Annotated in this window: 20 protein-coding genes; 6 read left to right on the plus strand and 14 right to left on the minus strand. The window is 57.4% G+C overall.

Annotated features, from left to right (window positions below; translation table 11 throughout):
• The first annotated feature begins 26 nt into the window (after positions 1-26).
• Entirely contained in the window at positions 27-1151 is a 1125-nt protein-coding gene (gene rlmC, locus ABU178_RS07195; RefSeq protein WP_397213354.1) for a 23S rRNA (uracil(747)-C(5))-methyltransferase RlmC, read from the plus strand.
• 83 nt (positions 1152-1234) lie between these two features.
• Here the strand turns inward: rlmC and artJ (ABU178_RS07200) are convergent, their stop codons facing one another.
• From artJ (ABU178_RS07200) to ABU178_RS07225, 6 genes are all read right to left on the minus strand, one after another.
• Complete coding sequence (gene artJ / locus ABU178_RS07200; protein WP_397213356.1) at positions 1235-1966, minus strand: arginine ABC transporter substrate-binding protein; 732 nt, start codon at positions 1964-1966, stop codon at positions 1235-1237.
• A 125-nt stretch (positions 1967-2091) separates the two neighbouring features.
• Positions 2092-2760 (minus strand): arginine ABC transporter permease ArtM, encoded by a 669-nt coding sequence (gene artM / locus ABU178_RS07205; RefSeq protein ID WP_397213358.1) that lies wholly within the window; start codon positions 2758-2760, stop codon positions 2092-2094.
• A 5-nt stretch (positions 2761-2765) separates the two neighbouring features.
• Complete coding sequence (gene artQ / locus ABU178_RS07210) at positions 2766-3476, minus strand: arginine ABC transporter permease ArtQ (protein ID WP_397213360.1); 711 nt, start codon at positions 3474-3476, stop codon at positions 2766-2768.
• 6 nt (positions 3477-3482) lie between these two features.
• Positions 3483-4214, minus strand: coding sequence for an arginine ABC transporter substrate-binding protein (artJ, locus tag ABU178_RS07215; protein ID WP_397213362.1), 732 nt, complete (start codon positions 4212-4214; stop codon positions 3483-3485).
• Positions 4215-4229: 15 nt separating this feature from the next.
• Positions 4230-4958 (minus strand): arginine ABC transporter ATP-binding protein ArtP, encoded by a 729-nt coding sequence (artP, locus tag ABU178_RS07220; RefSeq protein WP_397213364.1) that lies wholly within the window; start codon positions 4956-4958, stop codon positions 4230-4232.
• A 242-nt stretch (positions 4959-5200) separates the two neighbouring features.
• The gene (locus ABU178_RS07225; RefSeq protein ID WP_397213366.1) at positions 5201-5734 is read right to left on the minus strand and encodes a lipoprotein; all 534 of its coding nucleotides are present in this window, start codon (positions 5732-5734) and stop codon (positions 5201-5203) included.
• Between the two features lie 106 nt (positions 5735-5840).
• Here ABU178_RS07225 and ABU178_RS07230 point away from each other — a divergent pair, with 106 nt between their 5' ends.
• Positions 5841-6161 carry a heavy metal-binding domain-containing protein gene (locus ABU178_RS07230; RefSeq protein ID WP_397213368.1) on the plus strand — a complete coding sequence of 107 codons (321 nt, stop codon included), beginning with the start codon at positions 5841-5843 and terminating at the stop codon, positions 6159-6161.
• Positions 6161-6973 carry an N-acetylmuramoyl-L-alanine amidase gene (locus ABU178_RS07235; RefSeq protein WP_397213370.1) on the plus strand — a complete coding sequence of 271 codons (813 nt, stop codon included), beginning with the start codon at positions 6161-6163 and terminating at the stop codon, positions 6971-6973. The genes ABU178_RS07230 and ABU178_RS07235 overlap by 1 nt, the downstream gene beginning before the upstream one ends.
• 13 nt (positions 6974-6986) lie before the next feature.
• Here ABU178_RS07235 and ltaE read toward each other — a convergent pair whose 3' ends face one another.
• The 3 genes from ltaE to ABU178_RS07250 all read right to left on the minus strand — a co-directional run bounded on the left by ltaE (position 6987) and on the right by ABU178_RS07250 (position 10827).
• Positions 6987-7988, minus strand: coding sequence for a low-specificity L-threonine aldolase (gene ltaE / locus ABU178_RS07240; protein WP_397213372.1), 1002 nt, complete (start codon positions 7986-7988; stop codon positions 6987-6989).
• A gap of 93 nt (positions 7989-8081) precedes the next feature.
• Positions 8082-9803, minus strand: coding sequence for a ubiquinone-dependent pyruvate dehydrogenase (gene poxB, locus ABU178_RS07245; RefSeq protein ID WP_397213374.1), 1722 nt, complete (start codon positions 9801-9803; stop codon positions 8082-8084).
• 124 nt (positions 9804-9927) lie between these two features.
• A complete protein-coding gene (locus ABU178_RS07250; RefSeq protein ID WP_397213376.1) occupies positions 9928-10827 on the minus strand; it encodes a lysine exporter LysO family protein in 900 nt (299 codons plus the stop codon).
• Between the two features lie 131 nt (positions 10828-10958).
• Between ABU178_RS07250 and ABU178_RS07255 the strand changes: the two genes are divergently transcribed.
• Positions 10959-12605 (plus strand): DUF2813 domain-containing protein, encoded by a 1647-nt coding sequence (locus ABU178_RS07255; protein ID WP_397213378.1) that lies wholly within the window; start codon positions 10959-10961, stop codon positions 12603-12605.
• A gap of 109 nt (positions 12606-12714) precedes the next feature.
• On the opposite strand, the gene cspD is transcribed toward ABU178_RS07255, so the two are convergent.
• Positions 12715-12936: a cold shock-like protein CspD gene (cspD, locus tag ABU178_RS07260; protein WP_397213380.1), complete on the minus strand. Its 222-nt coding sequence runs from the start codon at positions 12934-12936 to the stop codon at positions 12715-12717.
• A gap of 324 nt (positions 12937-13260) precedes the next feature.
• On the opposite strand from cspD, the gene clpS reads away from it, so the two are divergent.
• Positions 13261-13581, plus strand: coding sequence for an ATP-dependent Clp protease adapter ClpS (gene clpS, locus ABU178_RS07265; RefSeq protein ID WP_397213382.1), 321 nt, complete (start codon positions 13261-13263; stop codon positions 13579-13581).
• Between the two features lie 54 nt (positions 13582-13635).
• Complete coding sequence (clpA, locus tag ABU178_RS07270) at positions 13636-15912, plus strand: ATP-dependent Clp protease ATP-binding subunit ClpA (RefSeq protein WP_397213384.1); 2277 nt, start codon at positions 13636-13638, stop codon at positions 15910-15912.
• A gap of 92 nt (positions 15913-16004) precedes the next feature.
• Here the strand turns inward: clpA and infA are convergent, their stop codons facing one another.
• From infA to cydD, 4 genes are all read right to left on the minus strand, one after another.
• Entirely contained in the window at positions 16005-16223 is a 219-nt protein-coding gene (infA, locus tag ABU178_RS07275; protein ID WP_002211347.1) for a translation initiation factor IF-1, read from the minus strand.
• 345 nt (positions 16224-16568) lie between these two features.
• Positions 16569-17261 carry a leucyl/phenylalanyl-tRNA--protein transferase gene (aat, locus tag ABU178_RS07280; RefSeq protein ID WP_397213389.1) on the minus strand — a complete coding sequence of 231 codons (693 nt, stop codon included), beginning with the start codon at positions 17259-17261 and terminating at the stop codon, positions 16569-16571.
• A 33-nt stretch (positions 17262-17294) separates the two neighbouring features.
• Positions 17295-19025 (minus strand): heme ABC transporter ATP-binding protein/permease CydC, encoded by a 1731-nt coding sequence (cydC, locus tag ABU178_RS07285; RefSeq protein WP_397215730.1) that lies wholly within the window; start codon positions 19023-19025, stop codon positions 17295-17297.
• Complete coding sequence (gene cydD, locus ABU178_RS07290) at positions 19025-20794, minus strand: heme ABC transporter permease/ATP-binding protein CydD (protein WP_397213391.1); 1770 nt, start codon at positions 20792-20794, stop codon at positions 19025-19027. Before cydD ends, cydC begins: the two co-directional genes overlap by 1 nt.
• Between the last annotated feature and the right edge of the window lie 72 nt (positions 20795-20866).

The following is a 20866-nucleotide window of genomic DNA, read 5'->3' on the forward strand; positions in this document are numbered from 1 at the left end:
CTTCCATCGTTAATACAGGCTCTACCATGCACTGCGCGCTTTATGACGCTAACCGTTGCCGCTCCTGTCAGTGGCTGGAAAAACCCTATTCACAACAGCTCAGCGAGAAGCAGGCGCAGCTGGCGCAGCTTTTAGCAGCGCAGCCGGTAAGCGAATGGCTGCCGCCGGTGACCTCAGTGCCGCAGGCGTTTCGCAACAAGGCCAAGATGGTGGTCAGCGGCAGCGTGGAGCGACCGCTATTCGGCATGGTGCAGCGCGACGGCAGTGCGGTTGATCTCACGGATTGCCCGCTTTATCCCGATTCGTTTGCACCGGTGTTCGCGCAGCTGAAACCTTTTATCGCCCGCGCGGGCCTGACGCCCTACAACATCGAACGCAGGCGCGGCGAACTGAAATTCCTTCTGCTTACCGAAAGCACCCAGGGCGGCATGATGCTGCGTTTTGTGCTGCGCTCCACACAGAAGCTGGAGCAGCTGCGCGCCGCGTTGCCCTGGCTGCAACAACAGCTGCCGCAGCTCAGAGTGATCTCTGTGAATATCCAGCCGGTCCATATGGCGATTCTGGAGGGAGATGAAGAGATTATGCTCACTACAGAGCAGGCGCTGGCAGAAAATTTTAACCATGTGCCGCTCTGGATCCGCCCGCAGAGTTTTTTCCAGACCAACCCGCAGGTCGCTTCCGCGCTCTATGCCACGGCGCGCGACTGGGTGCGGGCGCTGCCGGTGAGCAGCATGTGGGATCTCTTTTGCGGCGTCGGAGGTTTTGGCCTGCATTGCGCAACGCCGGAGATGAGCTTAACCGGCATTGAGATCAGCGCTGAGGCGATTGCCTGCGCCAGCCGTTCGGCGGAGATGCTGGGTCTGACCGACGTGCGCTTTGCCGCGCTGGACTCGACGCAATTCGCCACTTCACGCAGCGATATTCCACAGCTGGTGCTGGTGAATCCGCCACGTCGCGGCATTGGCGAAGCGCTTTGTGATTATCTGAGCCGCATGGCGCCGGATTATATTCTCTATTCCAGCTGCAATGCGCAGACCATGGCGCAGGACATTGCCAGACTACCGGATTACGCTGTGACGCGCGTACAACTGTTCGATATGTTTCCCCATACCGCGCATTTTGAAGTGCTGACGTTGCTGACGCGACGTTAAAAAGGGGTGGGCCAGAAAACCGGCGTTTGAACTGAGGACAGTGCAGAACCAATCAAACGCGGAGATTTCCCGGCCCATTATGCTTATTCAGGAAACCACTTCTGATTGAGCTGCTGCCAGGTGCCGTCAGCCTTGATGGCCGCCAGCGCCGTATTCAGTTGATTACGCAGCGCATCATTGCCCTGACGCACCGCAATGCCGAGGCCGGTGCCGAAATAAGCCGCATCGGTAACGTGCTCACCCACGGCAGCGAGATCGCTGTTGCTTTTCAGCCACTGCGAAACCACTGCGCTGTCGCCAAATACGCCATCCAGACGACCATTTTTCAGATCGAGAATCGCATTCTGGTAGCTGTCATAGGCCACGGCGGTGATCTCCGGGTGCTTCTCCATCAGGTATTTCTGATGAGTGGTGCCGTTTTCCATGCCGATACGCTTGCCTTTCAGCTGCGACAGATCGCTGAATTTGCCTTTGCGGGCTATCACAATCGCCGAGTTGGCGTAGTAGGGCCGGGTAAAATCAACCTGCTTGCTGCGCTCTGCGGTGATATCCATGCCGGAGATAATGGCGTCATAGCGACGAAATTTCAGCGACGGAATCAGGCTGTCAAAGGCGTTATTGGTAAAGGTGCATTCGGCTTTTATCTGCTGGCATAACGCTTTCGCCAGGTCGATGTCGAAGCCGATAATTTGATTTTCGCGATCCAGTGATTCAAAAGGGGGATAAGTGGCGGAGGTGGCGAAACGGATTTTTTCCGCAGCCTGGGCACTCATTGCCAGGGTCGCCACAACGGCGGCAACAATCCATTTTTTCATCGGTAAGGCTCCTGTAGTACGTCATTATTACATCGGTAAGACGCGCAACAAGATGCCAGTAAATGAATCTTTATGCAATATATATGGATAAATAAGTAAAAAGGCGGGAATTACCCGCCTGGATATTAACTTCTGCGTTCAAACGCCAGCGCACGTCTTTCCACCAGGCGCATCAGCAAAGTCAGCAGGCCGTTCACGCACAGATAAATCAGCCCGGCGGCGGCAAAGACCGTGACATCGTAGCTGCGGCCATAGAGCAGTTGACCATGTCCCATCACTTCCATCAGGGTAATGGTGTAGGCCAGCGAGGTGCTTTTAAACACCAGCACTACCTCGTTGGAATAAGAGGAGAGGGCGCGCTTAAAGGCATAGGGCAGCAAAATGCGCAGGGTATGCGCCCGGTTCATGCCCAGCGCCGCGCAGGATTGCCACTGACCCTGCGGAATGGCACGCACCGCTCCGTAAAACAGCTGGGTGGTGTAGGCAGCGCTGTTAAGCGACAGCGCCAGCATGGCGCAGAGCCAGGGCTGCGACAGCAGATGCCAGAGCCACGGGATCTGTTGTATGCTTGGAAATTGTCCCGGTCCGTAATAGATCAGGAAAATCTGTACCAGCAGCGGCGTGCCGGTAAACAGCGTGATATAGCCTTTAACCAGCGCGTTCAGCACCGGCAGCTTCAGCGCCAGCACCACGGTAAACAGCAGCGAGAAAATCAGCGCGGCGATCAGCGAGGCGACAGTCAACGTCAGGCTGGTATGCAATCCTTTCAGCAGCTCAGGTAAATAATCCAGCATCAGCCTTACCCCCGTTCAAAGCGCGTGGTGCGCAGCTCAATGCGTTTTAACACCGCCTGGCTGAACAACGTGATCACCAGATAGATCGCCGCCGCCACCAGATACCAGGTGAAAGGCTCTTGGGTGCGCGCGGCAATGCCTTTGGTTTGCAGCATCACGTCGTTCACGCTAATCAGCGACACCAGCGCAGTATCTTTCAGCAGTACCAGCCACTGATTGCCGAGGCCCGGCAAGGCGTGACGCCACATCTGCGGCATAATCAGGCGCAGGAAAATCGCTGATTTCTTCATGCCCAGCGCCTGACCCGATTCCCACTGGCCAGCCGGCACCGCCTGCAGGGCGCCGCGCAGCGTTTGTGAGGCGTAGGCGGAATAGAGCATCGCCAGCGCGATTACGCCGCAGAGGAACGGGCTGACATCGAAGTTTTCAATATCCACCTGCACCGGCAGGCGAAACAGGCCAAAGTTGATGCTGAAGCCATCCGACAGAATCAACAGCAGCTGCGATGCGCCAAAATAGATAAACAGCACCACCAGAATTTCCGGCAGACCGCGGATCAGCGTTACCAGCCCGGTGCCGATCCACGCCAGGGGTTTCCAGCGCAGCGACTCCCAGCCAGCAAAAATCATCGCCAGCGCAAGGCCGGCGATCAGTGCACAAACAGCAAGGCCGACGGTCATCCCGGCGGCGCTTGCGAGCGGTATCAGTTCATTCATCACAAATTACTGCTGGAACCATTTGTTGTAGATGGTTTTGTAGGTGCCGTCAGCCTTCACTTTATCAAGCGCGGCGTTGAATTTGTTTTGCAAATCGCTATTGCCCATGCGAACGGCGATGCCCAGACCGGTGCCGAAGTAGGCTTTGTCCGTGACTTTTTCTCCTATCGGCGCCAGGCTGGCATTCTGTTTCAGCCACTCATTCACCACCGCCGTATCGCCAAATACCGCATCGATGCGGCCATTTTTCAGATCGAGAATCGCGTTCTGGTAGCTGTCGTAAGAAACGGTAGTGATTTCGCTGTGCTGCTCAGTAAGGTATTTCTGGTGCGTGGTGCCGTTCTGCACCCCGACGCGTTTGCCTTTCAGCGCGGCGGCATCGGCCACTTTGCCTTTCTGCGCGATAAACAGCGCCGAGTTATCATAGTAGGGCTTGCTGAACAGCACCTGCTTTTCACGCTCCGGCGTGATATCCATGCCCGCCATCACCGCATCGAAGCGGCGGAATTTCAGGCTGGGAATCAGACTGTCGAACGCCTGGTTGGTAAAGGTGCAGGTCGCGTCCATCTCTTTACACAGCGCATTCGCCAGATCGACGTCGAAGCCCTGAATTTTGTTGTCAGAATCCACAAACTCAAACGGAGGATAAGAGGCTTCGGTAGCAAAACGGATGGTTTGCGCGGCGGAGGCGCTCAGGCTCAGGCCGGCAAGCAGTGCAGCAAGTACGACTTTTTTCATTAGGGACATCCTGACTTAGTGCGAAAGATAATGTGCAAACGCCTCGGTTTGCGGCTGTGTAAAACGGCTGGCGTCGCCCTGTTCCACGATATGACCGTTTTCCATGTAGACCACGCGGCTGGCGGTCTTGCGCGCCACTTCCACCTCGTGCGTCACGATCACCTGGGTTATCTGCGTCTGCGCCAGCTCGCGAATAATGCTGACAATCTGCGCGGTGATTTCCGGATCGAGCGCCGCGGTGGGTTCGTCGAACAGCAGCACCTGCGGCTCCATCATCAGTGCGCGGGCAATGGCCACGCGCTGCTGTTGGCCGCCGGAAAGATGCAGCGGAAAGCGATCGGCGTAAGGTGTCAGGCGCAGGCGCTCCAGCAGCTTATCGGCGCGAGCCAGCGCTTCCGCTTTGCTCAGACCCAGCACGCGACAGGGCGCTTCAATCAGGTTCTGCGCCACCGTAAGGTGCGGCCAGAGATTATATTGCTGAAACACCATGCCAACGTTCTGTCGCAGCTCGCGAATCGCCGTGTCGGAGGGCGTTTTGCTGAAGTCGAACTGGTTTCCGGCGATCTGCAACGTGCCGGAACGCGGCTTCTCAAGCAGGTTCAGCACGCGCAAGAGTGAGCTTTTTCCGGCTCCGCTGGGACCCAGCAGCACCAGCGTTTCCCCTTGCGGGCACGCCAGATTAATATCGAACAGCGCCTGATGCGCGCCGTAAAAGCAGTTAATAGCGTTTAGTTGAATACTCATGCGCAAAAAATGAATAGCAATTGATGTGGCAAATGGTAACGTGACCAGAATAGTTATGCAATTGAGGTGCGTTAAAATTTATTAATAGTCGGAGAAACAGCTAAAGCGTAGCACAATATCATGCTTTGCCCGGCAGGCCGGAAACGGAAAGACGGATTTTAGACGCGGCTAATAACAGAAACGCGCCGCAATAGCGCGGCGCGTTTCTTAATGCAAATCAACTGCCTGAATCGCGTTCCCGCTTATTTTTCCAGCGTCTGACCCAGGCTGCCGCCAGCCGGATGCGACCAGTCGGCAACGTAACGCACATCATCCACTACCCAGCAGGTGCCCTCATGGATCATCAGCACCTCATCGTGCCACTGTTTGCCGTCGCGGCTCAGGTCAACGCGCAGCGGGATATTGCGTGCGTCACGATTAGGAATCGTTGATGCATCGTACACGCTCGCTTGTGCCGGACCCTGCGGCAGACTGGTAAAGAGGTCGCCGGTGCGCCATTCCGTGGGTTTATCGCTGCGCGTGCTGGCCTTCAACAGGTTCTGATAGAGTTTGTCGCTTAAGTAAGGACGATATTGCGCCAGCGTCTGGCTGTCCGGGATTCCCTGGGTCGGATGGGCAATGCGCAGATCGTAGAACTGCTGCGCTACGCTGTCCGGGCCGCCTTCCACACAGGACGCGGTACGCGGGCCATTATCCTTGATCACCGGCTCAACGGTGGTACAGGCGCTGAGCAGCAACGCGGCGGGAACAAGCAGCGCAAAGGCTTTGTTATTCATCTCGATTTCCTTATTGTTCACTGGCAAAGCGTCATTTTTAGCATAGAGTATAGTCCTGGTTTTTAATCGTACGAGCTAAACCCGTTTTCAGAACAAGGAGATCGGTATGAAATTTTCCACTACCCCCACGCTGGAAGGGCACACCATCACCGACTATTGTGGCGTGGTGACCGGCGAAGCGATCCTTGGCGCCAATATATTCCGCGATTTTTTTGCCGGTATCCGCGATATCGTCGGCGGCCGCTCCGGCGCCTATGAAAAGGAGCTGCGCAAGGCGCGCCAGCTTGCGTTTGAAGAGCTGGAACAGCAGGCAAAAGCGCTGGGTGCCAATGCGGTGGTGGGTATCGATATTGATTACGAAACCGTAGGCAAGGACAGCAGCATGTTGATGGTCAGCGTAAGCGGCACGGCGGTAATCGTTCGCTGATGCGTGGGCTGGTTTTTCTTGTTGCGCTGCTGCTGGCGGGTTGTCAGAACCACGACCCGGAGCGGCGCGACGGCTACCAGGTCGATCATCGCTATACGGCGCAGGGCGCAAGACCGCGCGTCAAGGTGCTGGTGATCCACTATACCGCTGAGGATTTTCCTTCGTCGCTCTCGACCCTGACCGATCGTGACGTCAGCGCGCACTATCTGATTCCCCGACGGCCACACAAGAATACAATCCTGCAGCTGGTGCCGGAAAGCGAGCTGGCCTGGCATGCCGGACCGAGCTTCTGGCGCGGCGCGACGCGCATCAACGATACCTCTATCGGCATTGAGCTGGTTAATCCGGGCTATCGCCGTACCCTGACCGGCCTGCGCTGGACGCCATTCAGCCGCGAACAGATCGGCGTGCTGGAGGCGTTACTCAGGGATGTGACGCAACGCTATCGCATTGCGCCGGAAAATATTGTCGGGCACAGCGATATTGCGCCGCAGCGTAAACAGGATCCGGGACCCCTGTTTCCCTGGCGGCAGCTGGCGCAGGCGGGATTCGGGGCGTGGCCTGACGCGCAGCGGGTGCGGCAGCTGCTGGCGGGGCGTAAACCCGATCAGCCGGTCGCCGTGGAGAAATTACTGACGCTGCTCTGGCGCTACGGCTACGGGGTGACACCAGAAATGACGCTGCAACAACAACAAAAGACAATCGCCGCCTTTCAGATGCATTTTCGACCCACAGATTACCGTGGCCTGGCCGATGCGGAAACCGAAGCGATTGCGCAGGCGCTGCTGGATAAATATGGCGCGGCGTTTTAACGCCGCCCCGTTTTTACTGATTCAGAAAGGCGTTCCAGTGCGTCACCACCTTCTCCAGCGCCGCACGATCCACATCCAGATGAGTGACCAGACGCGTCTGCGGCCCGGCGCTAATCAGTACGCCGCGCGCTTTCATCCAGGCCTGTAACGCTTCGACCTGCTGCGCAGGCACCTTCACAAACAGCATGTTGGTTTGTCGATCCGCGATCTCAACGCCGATTTCAGCCAGCTGCTGCGCCAGCCAGGCGGCGTTATCGTGATCGTCCTGCAGCCGCGTCACGTTGTGCTCCAGCGCATAAAGACCGGCCGCCGCCAGAATGCCGGACTGGCGCATTCCGCCGCCGGTCATTTTGCGCCAGCGACGCGCGCGTTCGATATAGGCCGCATCACCGCACAGCAGCGAACCCACCGGCGTGCCCAGCCCTTTCGACAGGCAGATGGTCAGGGTGTCGCAGTAGCGCGCGATCTCCTCCAGTGTCACCTGCTGCGCCACCACGGCGTTGAAGATGCGCGCGCCGTCAATGTGCAGCCCCAGCTTACGCTCGCGGGTGAATTGCCAGGCGGCAGCGAGGTATTCCAGCGGCAACACTTTGCCGTGATGGGTGTTTTCCAGGCTCAGCAGGCGGGTGCGGGCAAAGTGGATATCGTCCGGTTTGATCGCCGCAGCGACAAGATCGAGCGGTAGCGTACCGTCGTCAGCGGCCTGAATCGGCTGCGGCTGAATACTGCCCAGCACCGCCGCGCCACCCGCTTCGTACTTATAGTTATGCGCCTGCTGACCGACAATGTATTCGTCGCCGCGCTCGCAGTGGCTGAGCAGCGCGACCAGATTCGCCTGGGTGCCGGTCGGAAAGAACATCGCCGCCTGCTTGCCGCTCAGGCGCGCCGCTTCTGCCTCTAGTGCGTTGACTGTGGGATCGTCGCGATAGACATCATCGCCCGTCCTGGCGGCCATCATGGCCTCGAGCATGGCGGCACTTGGCCGGGTTACGGTATCACTGCGTAAATCGATCACGTCGCTCTCCTGAAAAAGAAGCGGGCTGCCTGAGCCCGCATAATGGTTGAGTCAGCGCGACAGCGGCTATTTCTTCTGTCTGCTATGAACGTTTTACCGCAGCCAGTTGGTTTTCGCCAGCTCGACCACTTCATTGCCACGTCCATTCAGAACAGCACGCAGCATATAGAGGCTGAAACCTCTGGCCTGTTCCATTTTGATTTGCGGCGGCATCGCCAGCTCTTCTTTCGCCGTGATCACATCCACCAGCACCGGGCCGTCATGGGCAAACGCCTGCTCCAGCGCGCCAGGCAGCCCGGAGGCTGTTTCCACGCGGATGCCCTTGATGCCGCAGGCTTGCGCAATAGCGGCAAAATCGGGATTCTCCAGCTCGGTGCCGTCGGTAAGGTAGCCGCCCGCCTTCATCTCCATCGCCACAAAGCCCAGCACGCTGTTGTTGAAGATCACCAGCTTCACCGGCAGCTTCAGCTGCGCCAACGAAATAAAATCGCCCATCAGCATACTGAAACCGCCGTCTCCGCACAGCGCCACCACCTGACGCTGGCGATTAAGCGCCTGCGCGCCCAACGCCTGCGGCATGGCGTTCGCCATCGAACCGTGGTTAAACGAACCCAGCAGGCGGCGCTTGCCGTTCATTTTCAGATAGCGCGCGGCCCAGACGGTCGGTGTGCCGACATCACAGGTAAAAATGGCATCCTCGTCAGCCAGCTGGCTGATCTGCTGCGCCACATATTGCGGATGGATCGCCTGCCTGTCATTGGGCCTGGCGAGATCGTCAAGATCCTTGCGCGCATCCGCATAGTGCGCCAGCGCGCTGTCGAGGTGATGGCGATCGCCGCTCTGTTCCAGCCGCGGCAACAGCGCGCGTATCGTGGCTTTGACGTCGCCGATCAGCGCCATGTCCACATGAGAATGGGCGCCCAGGCTGCCGGGATTAATATCGATTTGAATGATTTTTGCCTGCGCCGGATAGAAGGCGCGATAGGGGAACTGCGTGCCCAGCAGCACCAGGGTATCAGCGTTCATCATCGCATGATAACCGGATGAAAAGCCGATCAGGCCGGTCATGCCGACATCATAGGGGTTGTCATACTCCAGATGCTCTTTGCCGCGCAGGGCATGCACGATGGGGGCATTCAGCGTCGCGGCCAGCTGCACCACTTCGTCATGCGCCCCCGCGCAGCCGCTGCCGCACAGCAGGGTGATATTGCTGGCGTCATTGAGCACGCTGGCAAGCTGCGTCAGCTCAGCCTCGCCCGGCTGGATTTGCGGCGGCTGCGGCGGATACCAGTTTGCAAGGGCCGTTTCCGGCGCGGGCTTCAGCGCCACGTCGCCCGGCAGCACGATTACCGATACGCCGCGGTTCAGAATCGCTTTGCGCATCGCAATACCCAGCACCTGCGGCAGCTGCTCCGGATTCGATACCAGTTCGCAATAGTGGCTACATTCGCGAAAAAGCTCCTGCGGATGGGTTTCCTGAAAATAGCCGCTGCCGATTTCGCTGGAGGGAATATGCGCAGCAATCGCCAGCACCGGCACATGGTTGCGATGACAGTCAAACAGGCCGTTGATCAAATGCAGGTTGCCGGGTCCGCAGGAGCCGGCGCAGACCGCCAGCTCGCCACTGATTTGCGCTTCGGCGCCAGCAGCGAAGGCCGCCACTTCCTCATGACGCGTCGGCATCCACTGAATAGTGCCCATACGATTCAGGCTGTCGCTCAGACCGTTAAGAGAATCGCCGGTAACGCCCCAGATTCGTTTCACGCCGGCATTTTCCAGCGTTTTCGCCAGCAGCGCCGCTACGGTTTGCTTCATCCTTTTCTCCTCGCCGTTATCAGGTTATTCTCCCGTTGCCGGGAAGGTAAACTGCCAGAAGCTTAGACGATGAGCACAGAACGCAGCCGTGAAAAAATGCGCTGCGTCTGGCCGGAGAGGATGTTCAGGCGGAAAACAGGGCGATCAGAATCGGCGCCAGCAGGCTCATGATAAAGCCGTGGACGATAGCTGCCGGGACGATTTCCACGCCGCCAGCGCGTTGCAATACCGGCAGGGTAAAATCCATTGAAGTGGCGCCGCACAGTCCCAACGCACTGGAGCGGTGGCGGGCGATCAACACCGGGATCAGCATAATGGCGATCAGCTCGCGCAGCAGGTCGTTAAAAAAGGCCGCGCTGCCGATGACCGGGCCGTACGCCTCGGTCATAAGAATACCGGAGAGCGAATACCAGCCGAAGCCACTGGCGAGCGCCAGTCCGGTTTTCAGCGGCATACCGAGGAGCAGCGCGGCGAGAATGCCGCCCGCCAGCGCGCTGATCAGCACCACGCTGGCGACTACCATGCCGCGACGGTTCAGCATAATCTGGCGCAGCGTCATGCCGCTGCCGCGCAGCTGAAGCCCCACCAGAAACAGCAGGAAAAGCAGCGCATATTCGCTCGCTTCCGAGGCATGGCGCAGCAGCGTCCATTGCGTTAGCCCTAACACAAAACCCAGCACCACCACGCCGCACAGCTTCAGTGACTCCAGCGCCATATGCAGACGCGACGGTAATTTTTCCTGCTTATGCAGATGCTGCCACGGCAGGCGCTTTTCCAGCAGGCGCAGCGCCAGCAGGTTACAGACCAGGATGCAGAACACGCTCACCGCCGCTGTCAGAAAAATCGTCGCCAGGTTGCTGCTCAGGTTATCGAGAAAAGCCAGGCTGATGCCCATAAAGAACAGAATGACATAAACCATCCAGCTGAGTAATTTATTGACCATACGCAGCAGAGCGGGACGGCGCAGCGGCAGCAGCCAGCCGATAATCAGCGGCAGAAGAATGATAAGGAGTCCGGAATACATCGGTAACGAGGCCATCCATGCGGAAAAGTGGCGACACGCTAGCGAAAAAAGCACGTTCTGTAAACCCTGCCCGACTTGACCAACCCGTTGCGGGCACCCATGCTCAGGCAAAGAGCAGAACAGGTAGCGCTATGATTCTGGAAAACATTGAGATTACCGGCTTCCGCGGGATTCGCCATCTTGACCTGGCGCTGAACCACACCAACGTCTTGATTGGGGAAAACGCCTGGGGGAAATCAACCCTGCTGGATGCCCTGACGCTTTTGCTGTCGCCGCAGGCGGAATTTTATCAGTTTACCCCGCAGGATTTTCATTTTACCCCAGGCAACGCCGGGGCGCGTGTGCAGCAGCTGCAAATTATTTTTACCTTTCGCGCGGATGAAACGCCTGACGATCCGCTGTTCGCGCCTTTTTGGCAGCGCGGCGGACAGAGCGCGCGCTATCTTTACTACTGCGTTCGCGCCAGGGAGAATAAAGGTCAGGTTGTCACCAGCCGAGAGTTTCTCGATGCCCGGGGTGCAGCGTTGCAACAGGATGATGCGGATGAGGCGGCGCGCAGCCTGATTCGTCAGCATCCGGTACTACGTTTGCGCGACGCCCGTTTCAGCCGACGTGGTCAGCACGATGAACTGGCGCAGTCGGCGCGCGCCAGCACGCTGGACGCACTGGCTGGTGAAGTGGTGAAGTTGACACGCGATCTGGAGACGCGGCCGCAGCAGATGAGCGATGCGCTGCTGCGCCAGGGATTACGCACTATGCAGCAGTTGCTGGAACACTACTTTTTGGTGCACAACCCGGCCAGCACAGCGCAGACGGCGCGCGTTGCGCCCGAAGCGCGCGACGGCGGCCAGGGCTGGCGCTATCTCGATAAGCTCAACCGGCTGATTGCCGACAACGATTCGCGCAGTCGGCAGATGATCCTGATCCGCATGTTTGCGCTGCTGATTCAGGCGCGCGGCAGCAAGATGGCACCCGGCGCGCGTCCCATCTTGCTGATTGAGGATCCTGAAACCCGTCTGCATCCGATCATGCTTTCCGTCGCCTGGGATTTTTTGGCGCTGCTGCCGCTGCAAAAAATCGCCACAACCAACTCCGGCGAACTGCTTTCTCAGGTGCCGCTGGAGAATGTTTGTCGGCTGGTGCGCGAAACGCCAGGCGTTATGGCCTGGCGCATCGGCCCGGAAGGCATGAGCGCAGAGGAGAGCCGCCGCATCACTTTTCATATTCGCGTTAACCGTCCGTCAGCGCTGTTTGCCCGCTGCTGGCTGCTGGTGGAAGGGGAAACTGAAATCTGGATCATTAACGAGCTGGCGCGTCAGGCGGGCTACCATTTCGCTGCCGAAGGGGTAAAAGTAATTGAATTCGCTCAGGCTGGCCTGAAACCATTGCTGAAGTTTGCCCGACGGATGGGCATCGCCTGCTATGTATTAACGGACGGTGACGATGCCGGGAAAAAATATGCTTCTACCACGCGCAGCCAGCTGCTGCGCAATGAGGCAGAAGAAGATTATCTGACTCAGCTGCCTGCGCCGGATATGGAACACTTTCTCTACCGTGCAGGCTTCAGCGATATTTATCATCAGGCTGCGCACCTGCCGTTAAACGTGCCGATGAATACCCGGCGTATTATTAGCAAAGCAATACAGCGATCGTCGAAGCCTGAACTGGCTATTGCCGTGGCGTTAGCGGCGGCGGAACGCGGTTCTCAGGCGATTCCGGCGTTGTTCAGCAAGATGTTTGCGCGAGTCATCTGGCTGGCGCGTGGCAAAGCGGATTAATGATGCCGCTTGAAAAATGCGCAGGCGTCCCCATCTTAAGAAGGACGAGAAAAATGCCAGCGCCGCTGGCTGGCATTTTTTTACGGGGTTGTTCAGAATGAAGGAAAGCTCAGGCGTGCACCGTTGCTTCCAGCGGGACGATCAGACTGGCGTGATTGCCTTTTGGTCCCTCGTGGACATCAAACTGAACTTGTTGGCCGGCTTTTAGCGTTCTGTAACCCTCCATCTGAATAGTGGAGTAGTGTGCGAAGATGTCATCGCCGCCGCCGACTGGACAGATAAAGCCGAAGCCCTTGGCGTTGTTGAACCATTTAACAGTACCCGTCTCCATGCTTTTACTTCCCTCGCAAGACATTTTGATAAGTTGGTGAGGTCATTGAAGCTGTGGGTCGAGTTTGTTTAAAACTCAATCAGCTTGTGTCTGTAGAATGTAGAGAAACAGACCGCATCGTCAAGCAAACCCCCAGGGCGTCAGGGGAGAAATTCATCAAAATTTGAGGCAGTTAACGCTATTGCCAATTTTGTGATGCAGGTCGCGCATGAGGAATATCGGATAGTATCCATTCGAGCGGAGCCGCTTGACAGGCGTGTTAAACTCTTAGTGAAGGCGTCAAGAAACGTCCTCATGGGTCATGCAGAATTTCAACGGATCATTATGGCAAACACTAACGACTGGCTTAATTTTGAACATCTTGCCGAAGAGAAAGTTAAAGAGGGACTGAAACCGCCTTCGATGTATAAAGTCATTCTGAATAATGACGATTATACACCTATGGAATTTGTTATTGACGTTCTGCAAAAGTTCTTTTCTTATGATATTGAACGTGCAACGCAACTGATGCTTAAAGTTCACTACCAGGGAAAGGCGATCTGCGGTGTCTATACTGCAGAAGTGGCGGAGACCAAAGTCGCCCAGGTGAACAAGTATGCGAAGGAAAATGAGCATCCGTTGCTGTGTACGCTGGAAAAAGCCTGAACCCGTCTCCATCTGGAGTCAGGTCGTCAGAGCGATAATTGGGGGAGGTGCCTAATGCTCAATCAAGAACTGGAACTCAGTTTAAATATGGCTTTCGCCAGAGCGCGTGAGCACCGTCATGAGTTTATGACCGTCGAGCATCTGTTGCTGGCTCTGCTCAGTAACCCGTCGGCCAGAGAGGCACTGGAAGCCTGTACGGTGGATATCGTGGCTCTGCGACAGGAACTCGAAGCCTTCATCGAACAAACCACGCCGGTGTTGCCCGCCAGTGAAGAGGAGCGTGATACTCAACCTACGCTCAGCTTCCAGCGCGTGTTGCAACGTGCGGTATTCCACGTTCAGTCATCCGGTCGCAGCGAAGTGTCTGGTGCGAATGTGCTGGTCGCCATTTTTAGCGAGCAGGAGTCACAAGCGGCTTACCTGCTGCGGAAACATGAAGTCAGCCGCCTCGATGTGGTGAACTTTATCTCCCACGGTACGCGTAAAGACGAGCCTAATCAGGCGCAAAATTCGGAACATCCGGTTAACGAAGAGCAAGCAGGCGGGGAGGAACGTATGGAAAACTTCACCACCAATCTTAACCAGCTTGCTCGCGTAGGCGGTATCGATCCGCTGATCGGCCGCGATAAAGAGCTGGAACGCGCTATTCAGGTTCTCTGCCGTCGTCGTAAAAACAACCCGCTGCTGGTGGGGGAATCGGGCGTCGGCAAAACCGCCATTGCTGAAGGGCTTGCCTGGCGCATTGTGCAGGGCGATGTGCCGGAAGTGATGAAGGATTGCACCATCTACTCGCTGGATATCGGTTCGCTGCTGGCGGGCACCAAATATCGCGGTGATTTTGAGAAGCGCTTCAAAGCGTTGCTGAAGCAGCTGGAGCAGGACAACAGCAGCATTCTGTTTATCGATGAAATTCACACCATCATCGGTGCCGGTGCCGCCTCCGGTGGACAGGTGGATGCCGCTAACCTGATCAAGCCGCTGCTGTCGAGCGGTAAGATCCGCGTGATGGGATCGACCACCTATCAGGAATTCAGCAATATTTTCGAGAAAGACCGTGCGCTGGCGCGTCGCTTCCAGAAGATCGATATCACCGAGCCTTCTGTTGAAGAAACGGTACAGATTCTTAACGGCCTGAAACCGAAATATGAAGCTCATCACGACGTGCGCTATACCGCCAAAGCGGTGCGTGCTGCGGTGGAGCTGGCGGTGAAATATATCAACGATCGTCATTTGCCGGACAAGGCCATCGACGTGATTGATGAAGCGGGGGCGAGAGCGCGCCTGCAGCCGGCCAGCAAGCGTAAGAAAACGGTGAACGTCGCTGATATCGAAACCGTGGTGGCGCGTATTGCGCGTATTCCTGAGAAGAGCGTTTCGGCAACCGATCGCGATACGCTGAAAAATCTCGGCGAGCGCCTGAAAATGCTGGTGTTTGGCCAGGATAACGCCATCGAAGCGCTGACCGAAGCGATCAAGATGAGCCGCGCCGGGCTGGGCCAGGATCGTAAACCGGTAGGTTCGTTCCTGTTTGCCGGTCCTACCGGGGTCGGGAAAACCGAGGTAACCGTTCAGCTGGCAAAAGCGCTGGGCATTGAGCTGCTGCGTTTCGATATGTCGGAATATATGGAAAGGCATACCGTGAGCCGCCTGATTGGCGCGCCTCCGGGCTACGTGGGCTTCGATCAGGGCGGTCTGCTCACGGATGCGGTGATCAAACATCCGCATGCGGTTGTGCTGCTTGATGAAATTGAAAAAGCGCACCCGGATGTCTTTAACCTGCTACTGCAGGTGATGGACAACGGCATGCTGACCGACAATAACGGACGCAAAGCGGATTTTCGCAACGTGGTGCTGGTGATGACCACCAACGCCGGTGTGCGCGAAACCGAGCGTAAGTCTATCGGCCTGATCCATCAGGATAACAGCACCGATGCGATGGAAGAGATCAAGAAGATCTTTACGCCGGAGTTCCGTAACCGTCTCGACAACATTATCTGGTTCCAGCATCTCTCTCCTGAGGTGATTCATCTGGTCGTGGATAAATTTATTGTCGAGCTGCAGGCACAGCTGGATGCGAAAGGCGTTTCACTGGAAGTGAGCGACGAAGCGCGCGACTGGCTGGCGGAGAAAGGTTACGACAAAGCGATGGGCGCGCGCCCGATGGCGCGTACGGTACAGGAAAGCCTGAAAAAACCGCTGGCAAACGAGCTGCTGTTTGGTTCGCTGGTGGACGGGGGGTCTGTTTCCGTAGGGCTGGATAAAGAGAAAAACCAGCTTACCTATCACTTCCTGAGCGCGGAGAAACGCAAAACGGAAGGCACGGTGCATTAAGCCTGTATTGCCGATATAAGAAAGGCCGGATAATCATCCGGCCTTTTTTTTCGTGTCGCTTCAGTTAACTAACGACAGAGTCAGGGAGCAACTTAGCGACTACGGAAGACAATGCGGCCTTTGCTCAGGTCATACGGGGTCAGCTCGACAGTCACTTTGTCGCCCGTCAGGATGCGGATGTAGTTTTTACGCATTTTACCGGAGATATGAGCGGTAACCACGTGTCCGTTCTCAAGTTCTACGCGGAACATGGTGTTAGGTAACGTATCCAGTACGGTACCTTGCATTTCAATATTGTCTTCTTTGGCCATCGAATCCTCTGGGTGGACTACCTAACAGTTGAACCGGCAAGATAATGCCGAATTCCATGATTTATGTAAAGAAACGTTGGCGCATGCGCCAACGCTTCGCCGTGCGTCGCGCAGATACGCGAGCATCTCGGTTAAATTCGGGTGTTTTTTGACGTCTGCGGGGGATTAGCGGGCTAAGAATCTGAATCAACCGGTTACACGCGCACGATTGAAACAGTTCCGAGAGTGCGATGAGATTCCCAGCCTGGCAATTCCGGTTCGCCGGGGGCGAAGCGCGAACGACATACCAAACGAAATCATTATATCACTTTTGCCACGCGGTGTGTGCAAAACATCAACGCCCTGTTAAAAAAGGGTCTGCGTGCGCCAGCAACCGGGCGAAAGTTTCTGCCAGGCAAGCGACTGAACATACTGTAAATAATCAACACGCGGAATTTCGACCGCGCCGAGCGAGGCGGTATGGGGATTCAGTACCTGACAATCAATCAGCCGTCCCTGATGCTTAAGGAAGTGCTGGCAGAAAACCCAGAGCGCCGTTTTCGAGGCGTTTTCCATGCGGCTGAACATCGATTCGCCGCAAAAAATCTTGCCCAGCGCCAGGCCATACATGCCGCCCACCAGCTTATGATCGTGCCAGACCTCTACGGAGTGAGCATGACCCAATTCAAAAAGCCGTAGCCAGGCGCGTTTTACCTCAAAGGTAATCCAGGTGCCTTCCTGACGGCCCGTGGCGCACCCCTGCAACACTTCAGAAAAGGCCTGATTCATGGTTACCCGATAGGGCGACTGGTTATGGAAGCGTTTCATGCTGCGGCTGAGGTGAAAGGATTCCGGCAGCAGAACGGCGCGCGGATCGGGCGACCACCAGAGAATCGGATCTCCCGGCGAAAACCACGGGAATATACCGCGCTGATAGGCGTTCAACAAACGGGCAGGGGAGAGATCGCCGCCCATCGCCAGTAAGCCGTTGGGTTCGCGCAGCGCCATTTCCGGCGGCGGGAAATGCAGGGACTCTCGTGACAATTGTACCAGTCTCATCGCGTCGCTCTACCTCGCAGGAACAGGCTATGACTATAGCGCAAAGCGTTGTTGTAAACGCCAGTAGCGCCCGCGTTTTGAGATTAATTCCTGATGGCTACCCTGCTCGATGATCGTGCCGGCATCCATCACGCAAATGCGCGCCATCTTTTCCAGTCCGGTCAGCCGATGCGTCACCATAATCACCGTTTTATTCTGCGTGAGGCGCTGCAGTAAGCTCAGAATTTGCTGCTCAGTGGCCGCATCCAGCGCCTCGGTGGGTTCATCCAGCAGCCAGAGATCACCATTATGAAGCAGCGCGCGGGCGATGGCGAGACGACGCAATTCGCCGCCGGAAAGCGGCCTGCCGCCTTCGCCCAGCCAGGCGTTCAGCCCCTCGTCATTGTCCAGCAGTGAAGCAAGCCCTGCCTGCTGCAGCGCGGCAACCAATCTAGCGTCCGAGGCGTCTGGCGCGGCGAGCAACAGGTTATCACGCAGCGTCTGGCTGAAGAGATGAACGCGTTGCGTCACCACGCTGATGCGCTTACGCAGGCTGGCTTCGTCCCATTGTGCCAGCGGCACGCCGTTCAGCATAATATTGCCCTGTCGCGCCTCCTGCGCACGCGTGAGCAGCGCAAGCAGGGTAGTTTTGCCGCAGCCGGTGGGACCGAGCAGGGCGATATGATCGCCTGCTGCGACGGATAAAGAGAGATTGTCCAATACCGGGTCGGGGCGGGCTGGATAATAAAAACTCAGCGACGCTATCTCAATCGTCATACCTGCCTCGCTCTGAACCGGCTGCGTCGGAAAAGTGATATCAGGCTGCTGCGAGATAATATCATTGACGCGCTGCGCGGACGCGATCACCTGAGAGAGGTGCAAAAACGCTCCGGCCACGGGTCCCAGCGCTTCAAACGCCGCCAGCGCGCAAAACACAAACAGCGCGATGAGCGGCCCGGCAGCTGTCACCCTTGCCGGGTCAGCCGCGCCCAGCCATAACATGGCGCAAACGGCGATGCCGCTGAGCAAAATCATCAGGCTTTGCGCCAGCGCAACCAGCCGGTGCTGCTGCTGCTGCGCCTGCTGCCACAGCGCCTCGCCCTGATCCAGCTGATGACGCCAGCGGGTTTCCGCGCCGAAAATCCTTAACTCAGCCTGACCTTCCAGCCAGCGGGTCAGCTGCAGACGCCAGATCGCACGCCGCCGGGTTATCGCCTGCCCCGCAGGCTGACCGAGACGATAAAACAGCGGCGGTACAATCAGCAGTGTCGCCATCATCAAACCGCCGAGCGTTAACGCCAGCGTGACGTCGTACCAGCTCAGTCCGAGCGTGACGACGACGATCACCACAAAAGCGCCCGCCAGCGGAGAAAGCACGCGCAGATAGAGGTGATCCAGAGTATCGACATCGCTGACAAAACGATTAAGCAGTTCTCCCTGGCGAAATTGCGCCAGCTGTCCCGGCGAGAGCGCGATCAGCCTGGAGAAGGTAAACACGCGTAGATGCTGCAGCACGCGGAAAGTGGCATCGTGGCTGACCAGACGCTCAAAATAGCGCGCGGCGGTGCGTATAATCGCCGCGCCCCGCACGCCGGCCGCAGGCAGCATGTAGTTGAAGCTGTAAAGTCCGGCCGCGCCCGCCAGCGAGGCGGCGGCAAGGAACCAGCCTGAGAGCGCAAGCAAACCCACGCTCGCCAGCAACGTCAGAATCGCCAGCGCCAGGCTGAGCGCTAATCGCCAGGGATGGCGGCGCCAGAGGCGCAGAAAAGGCCGTAAAGTTTTTATCACACGACTTCCTTCTGACGATGGCGCAGCAACTGGCTGAAGGGACCATCCTGCTGCGTTAACGCTTTCCACGGGCCGCGCTGTACGATTTGTCCGGCCTGCATTACCCAGATCTCATCCCACTGCTGTAAGCCATCCAGCCGGTGGGTAATCATCAGCGTCGACTGGCGATGCGCGGCCTGTTCCAGTGATTGCATCACCTGCTCTTCGCTGTGCGCATCCAGACTGGCGCCAGGCTCATCCAGCAGCAGCAGGCTCGCCTGTTTATAGAGCGCACGCGCCACGGCGATACGCTGTGCCTGACCAACCGAAAGCCCCAGCGCCTGATCGCCCGTTTCGCTCTCCAGACCCTGCGGCAGCTGAGCAAGAAATTCATTCACGCCGGAAGCCTGCAGCACCGCCTCAAGCCGCCGGGCATCCAGGTCGCTCTCCAGCAAAATGTTTTCCCGCAAGGTGGCGGCAGGTAAATGCGGATTCTGTCCAACCCACGCCAGATGGCGCTGCCAGTGGGTCAGCTCAAGCTCGCGCAGTTCCGTACCGTTGATTTTGAGCGATCCGGTATAGGGCAAGAAGCCCAGCAGCAGGTTCAGCAGAGAGGTTTTACCCGCACCGCTTGGGCCAACCACCGCGACGCGCGCGCCGGGCAAAAGGGTAAAGGTGAGCGGGGCAGAGAGCGCTTTGCCCGTAGGGGTACAAATCACCAGCTCATGCGCTTCAAGGGTGAGCATGTTGCTGTCGGCCAGCATTTTGCTGCCGTCGCGTAGCGGTGCCTCTGCGCTGGCGTTCATAAAGCGCTCCAGCGCTTCCGCGCCGCCGGTAGCCTGCGCTTTGGCATGATAGAAAGCGCCGAGATCGCGCAGCGGCTGAAAGAATTCTGGCGCCAGGATAAGCGCCAGGAAACCGGCAAACAGCGTGATTTGCCGATCGTAGTGGCCGAAATCAAGCTCGCCCAGGTAAGAGAAGCCAAAATAAACCGCCACAATAGCGATAGAGAGCGAGGCGAAAAACTCCAGTACCGCAGAGGAGAGAAAGGCGAGGCGCAGCACTTCCATGGTGCGCTGGCGAAAATTTTCGCTGTTGACGGCGATAGCCTGCTGTTCGGCCTGCCCGCGGTGGAACAGCCGTAACGTTTCCCGGCCGCGCAGACGATCGAGGAAATCGCCGCTGAGGCGCGCCAGGGCGAGGAAGTTGCGGCGGTTGGCGTCAGCGGCACCCATGCCGACCAGCGCCATAAACAGCGGGATCAGTGGTGCGGTCGCCAGCAAAATCAGACCGGCTGCCCAGTTAACGGGAAAAATCGTCAGCAAAATGCAACAGGGGATCAGCAGGGCGAGCGTCATTTGCGGCAGGTAGCGGGCGTAATAATCCTGCATTTCCTCAATTTGCTCCAGCAGCAGCGTCGCCCAGCTGCCGGCAGGTTTTCCCTGAATCCAGGCCGGGCCAAGCTCGCGCAGGCGATCCAGCACCTGCTTGCGTAACGCCTGTCGGATTGCCTGCCCGGCGCGGAATCCTGCCTGTTCACGCCAGAAATGTAAGCCAGCGCGCAGGATAAAACAGAAAAACAGCAGCAGAAGCAGGGTAACAAGCTGGCCAGGGGAGCGGTGTTCGACAATGAGCGACTGAAGCAGCGTGGCGAGCAGCCATGCCTGAGCAATCATCACTATCGCACTGCCTGTACCTGACAGCGAGGCGAGAGATAACCAGCGGCTGCCATGACGACGCTGCTCGCGTAACCAACGGGTGAGGTGTTGTTGCCGGGTCTTATTCATGCGATGCCGATCAATTATCAGAAAACAGGGTTAAAACGGAGCAGAAAACCCGTCTGTTAAAAGCGCATGAAC

The organism is Pantoea osteomyelitidis, from assembly GCF_044342975.1.
In the GTDB taxonomy this organism is placed as follows: Bacteria; Pseudomonadota; Gammaproteobacteria; order Enterobacterales; family Enterobacteriaceae; genus Pantoea; species Pantoea osteomyelitidis.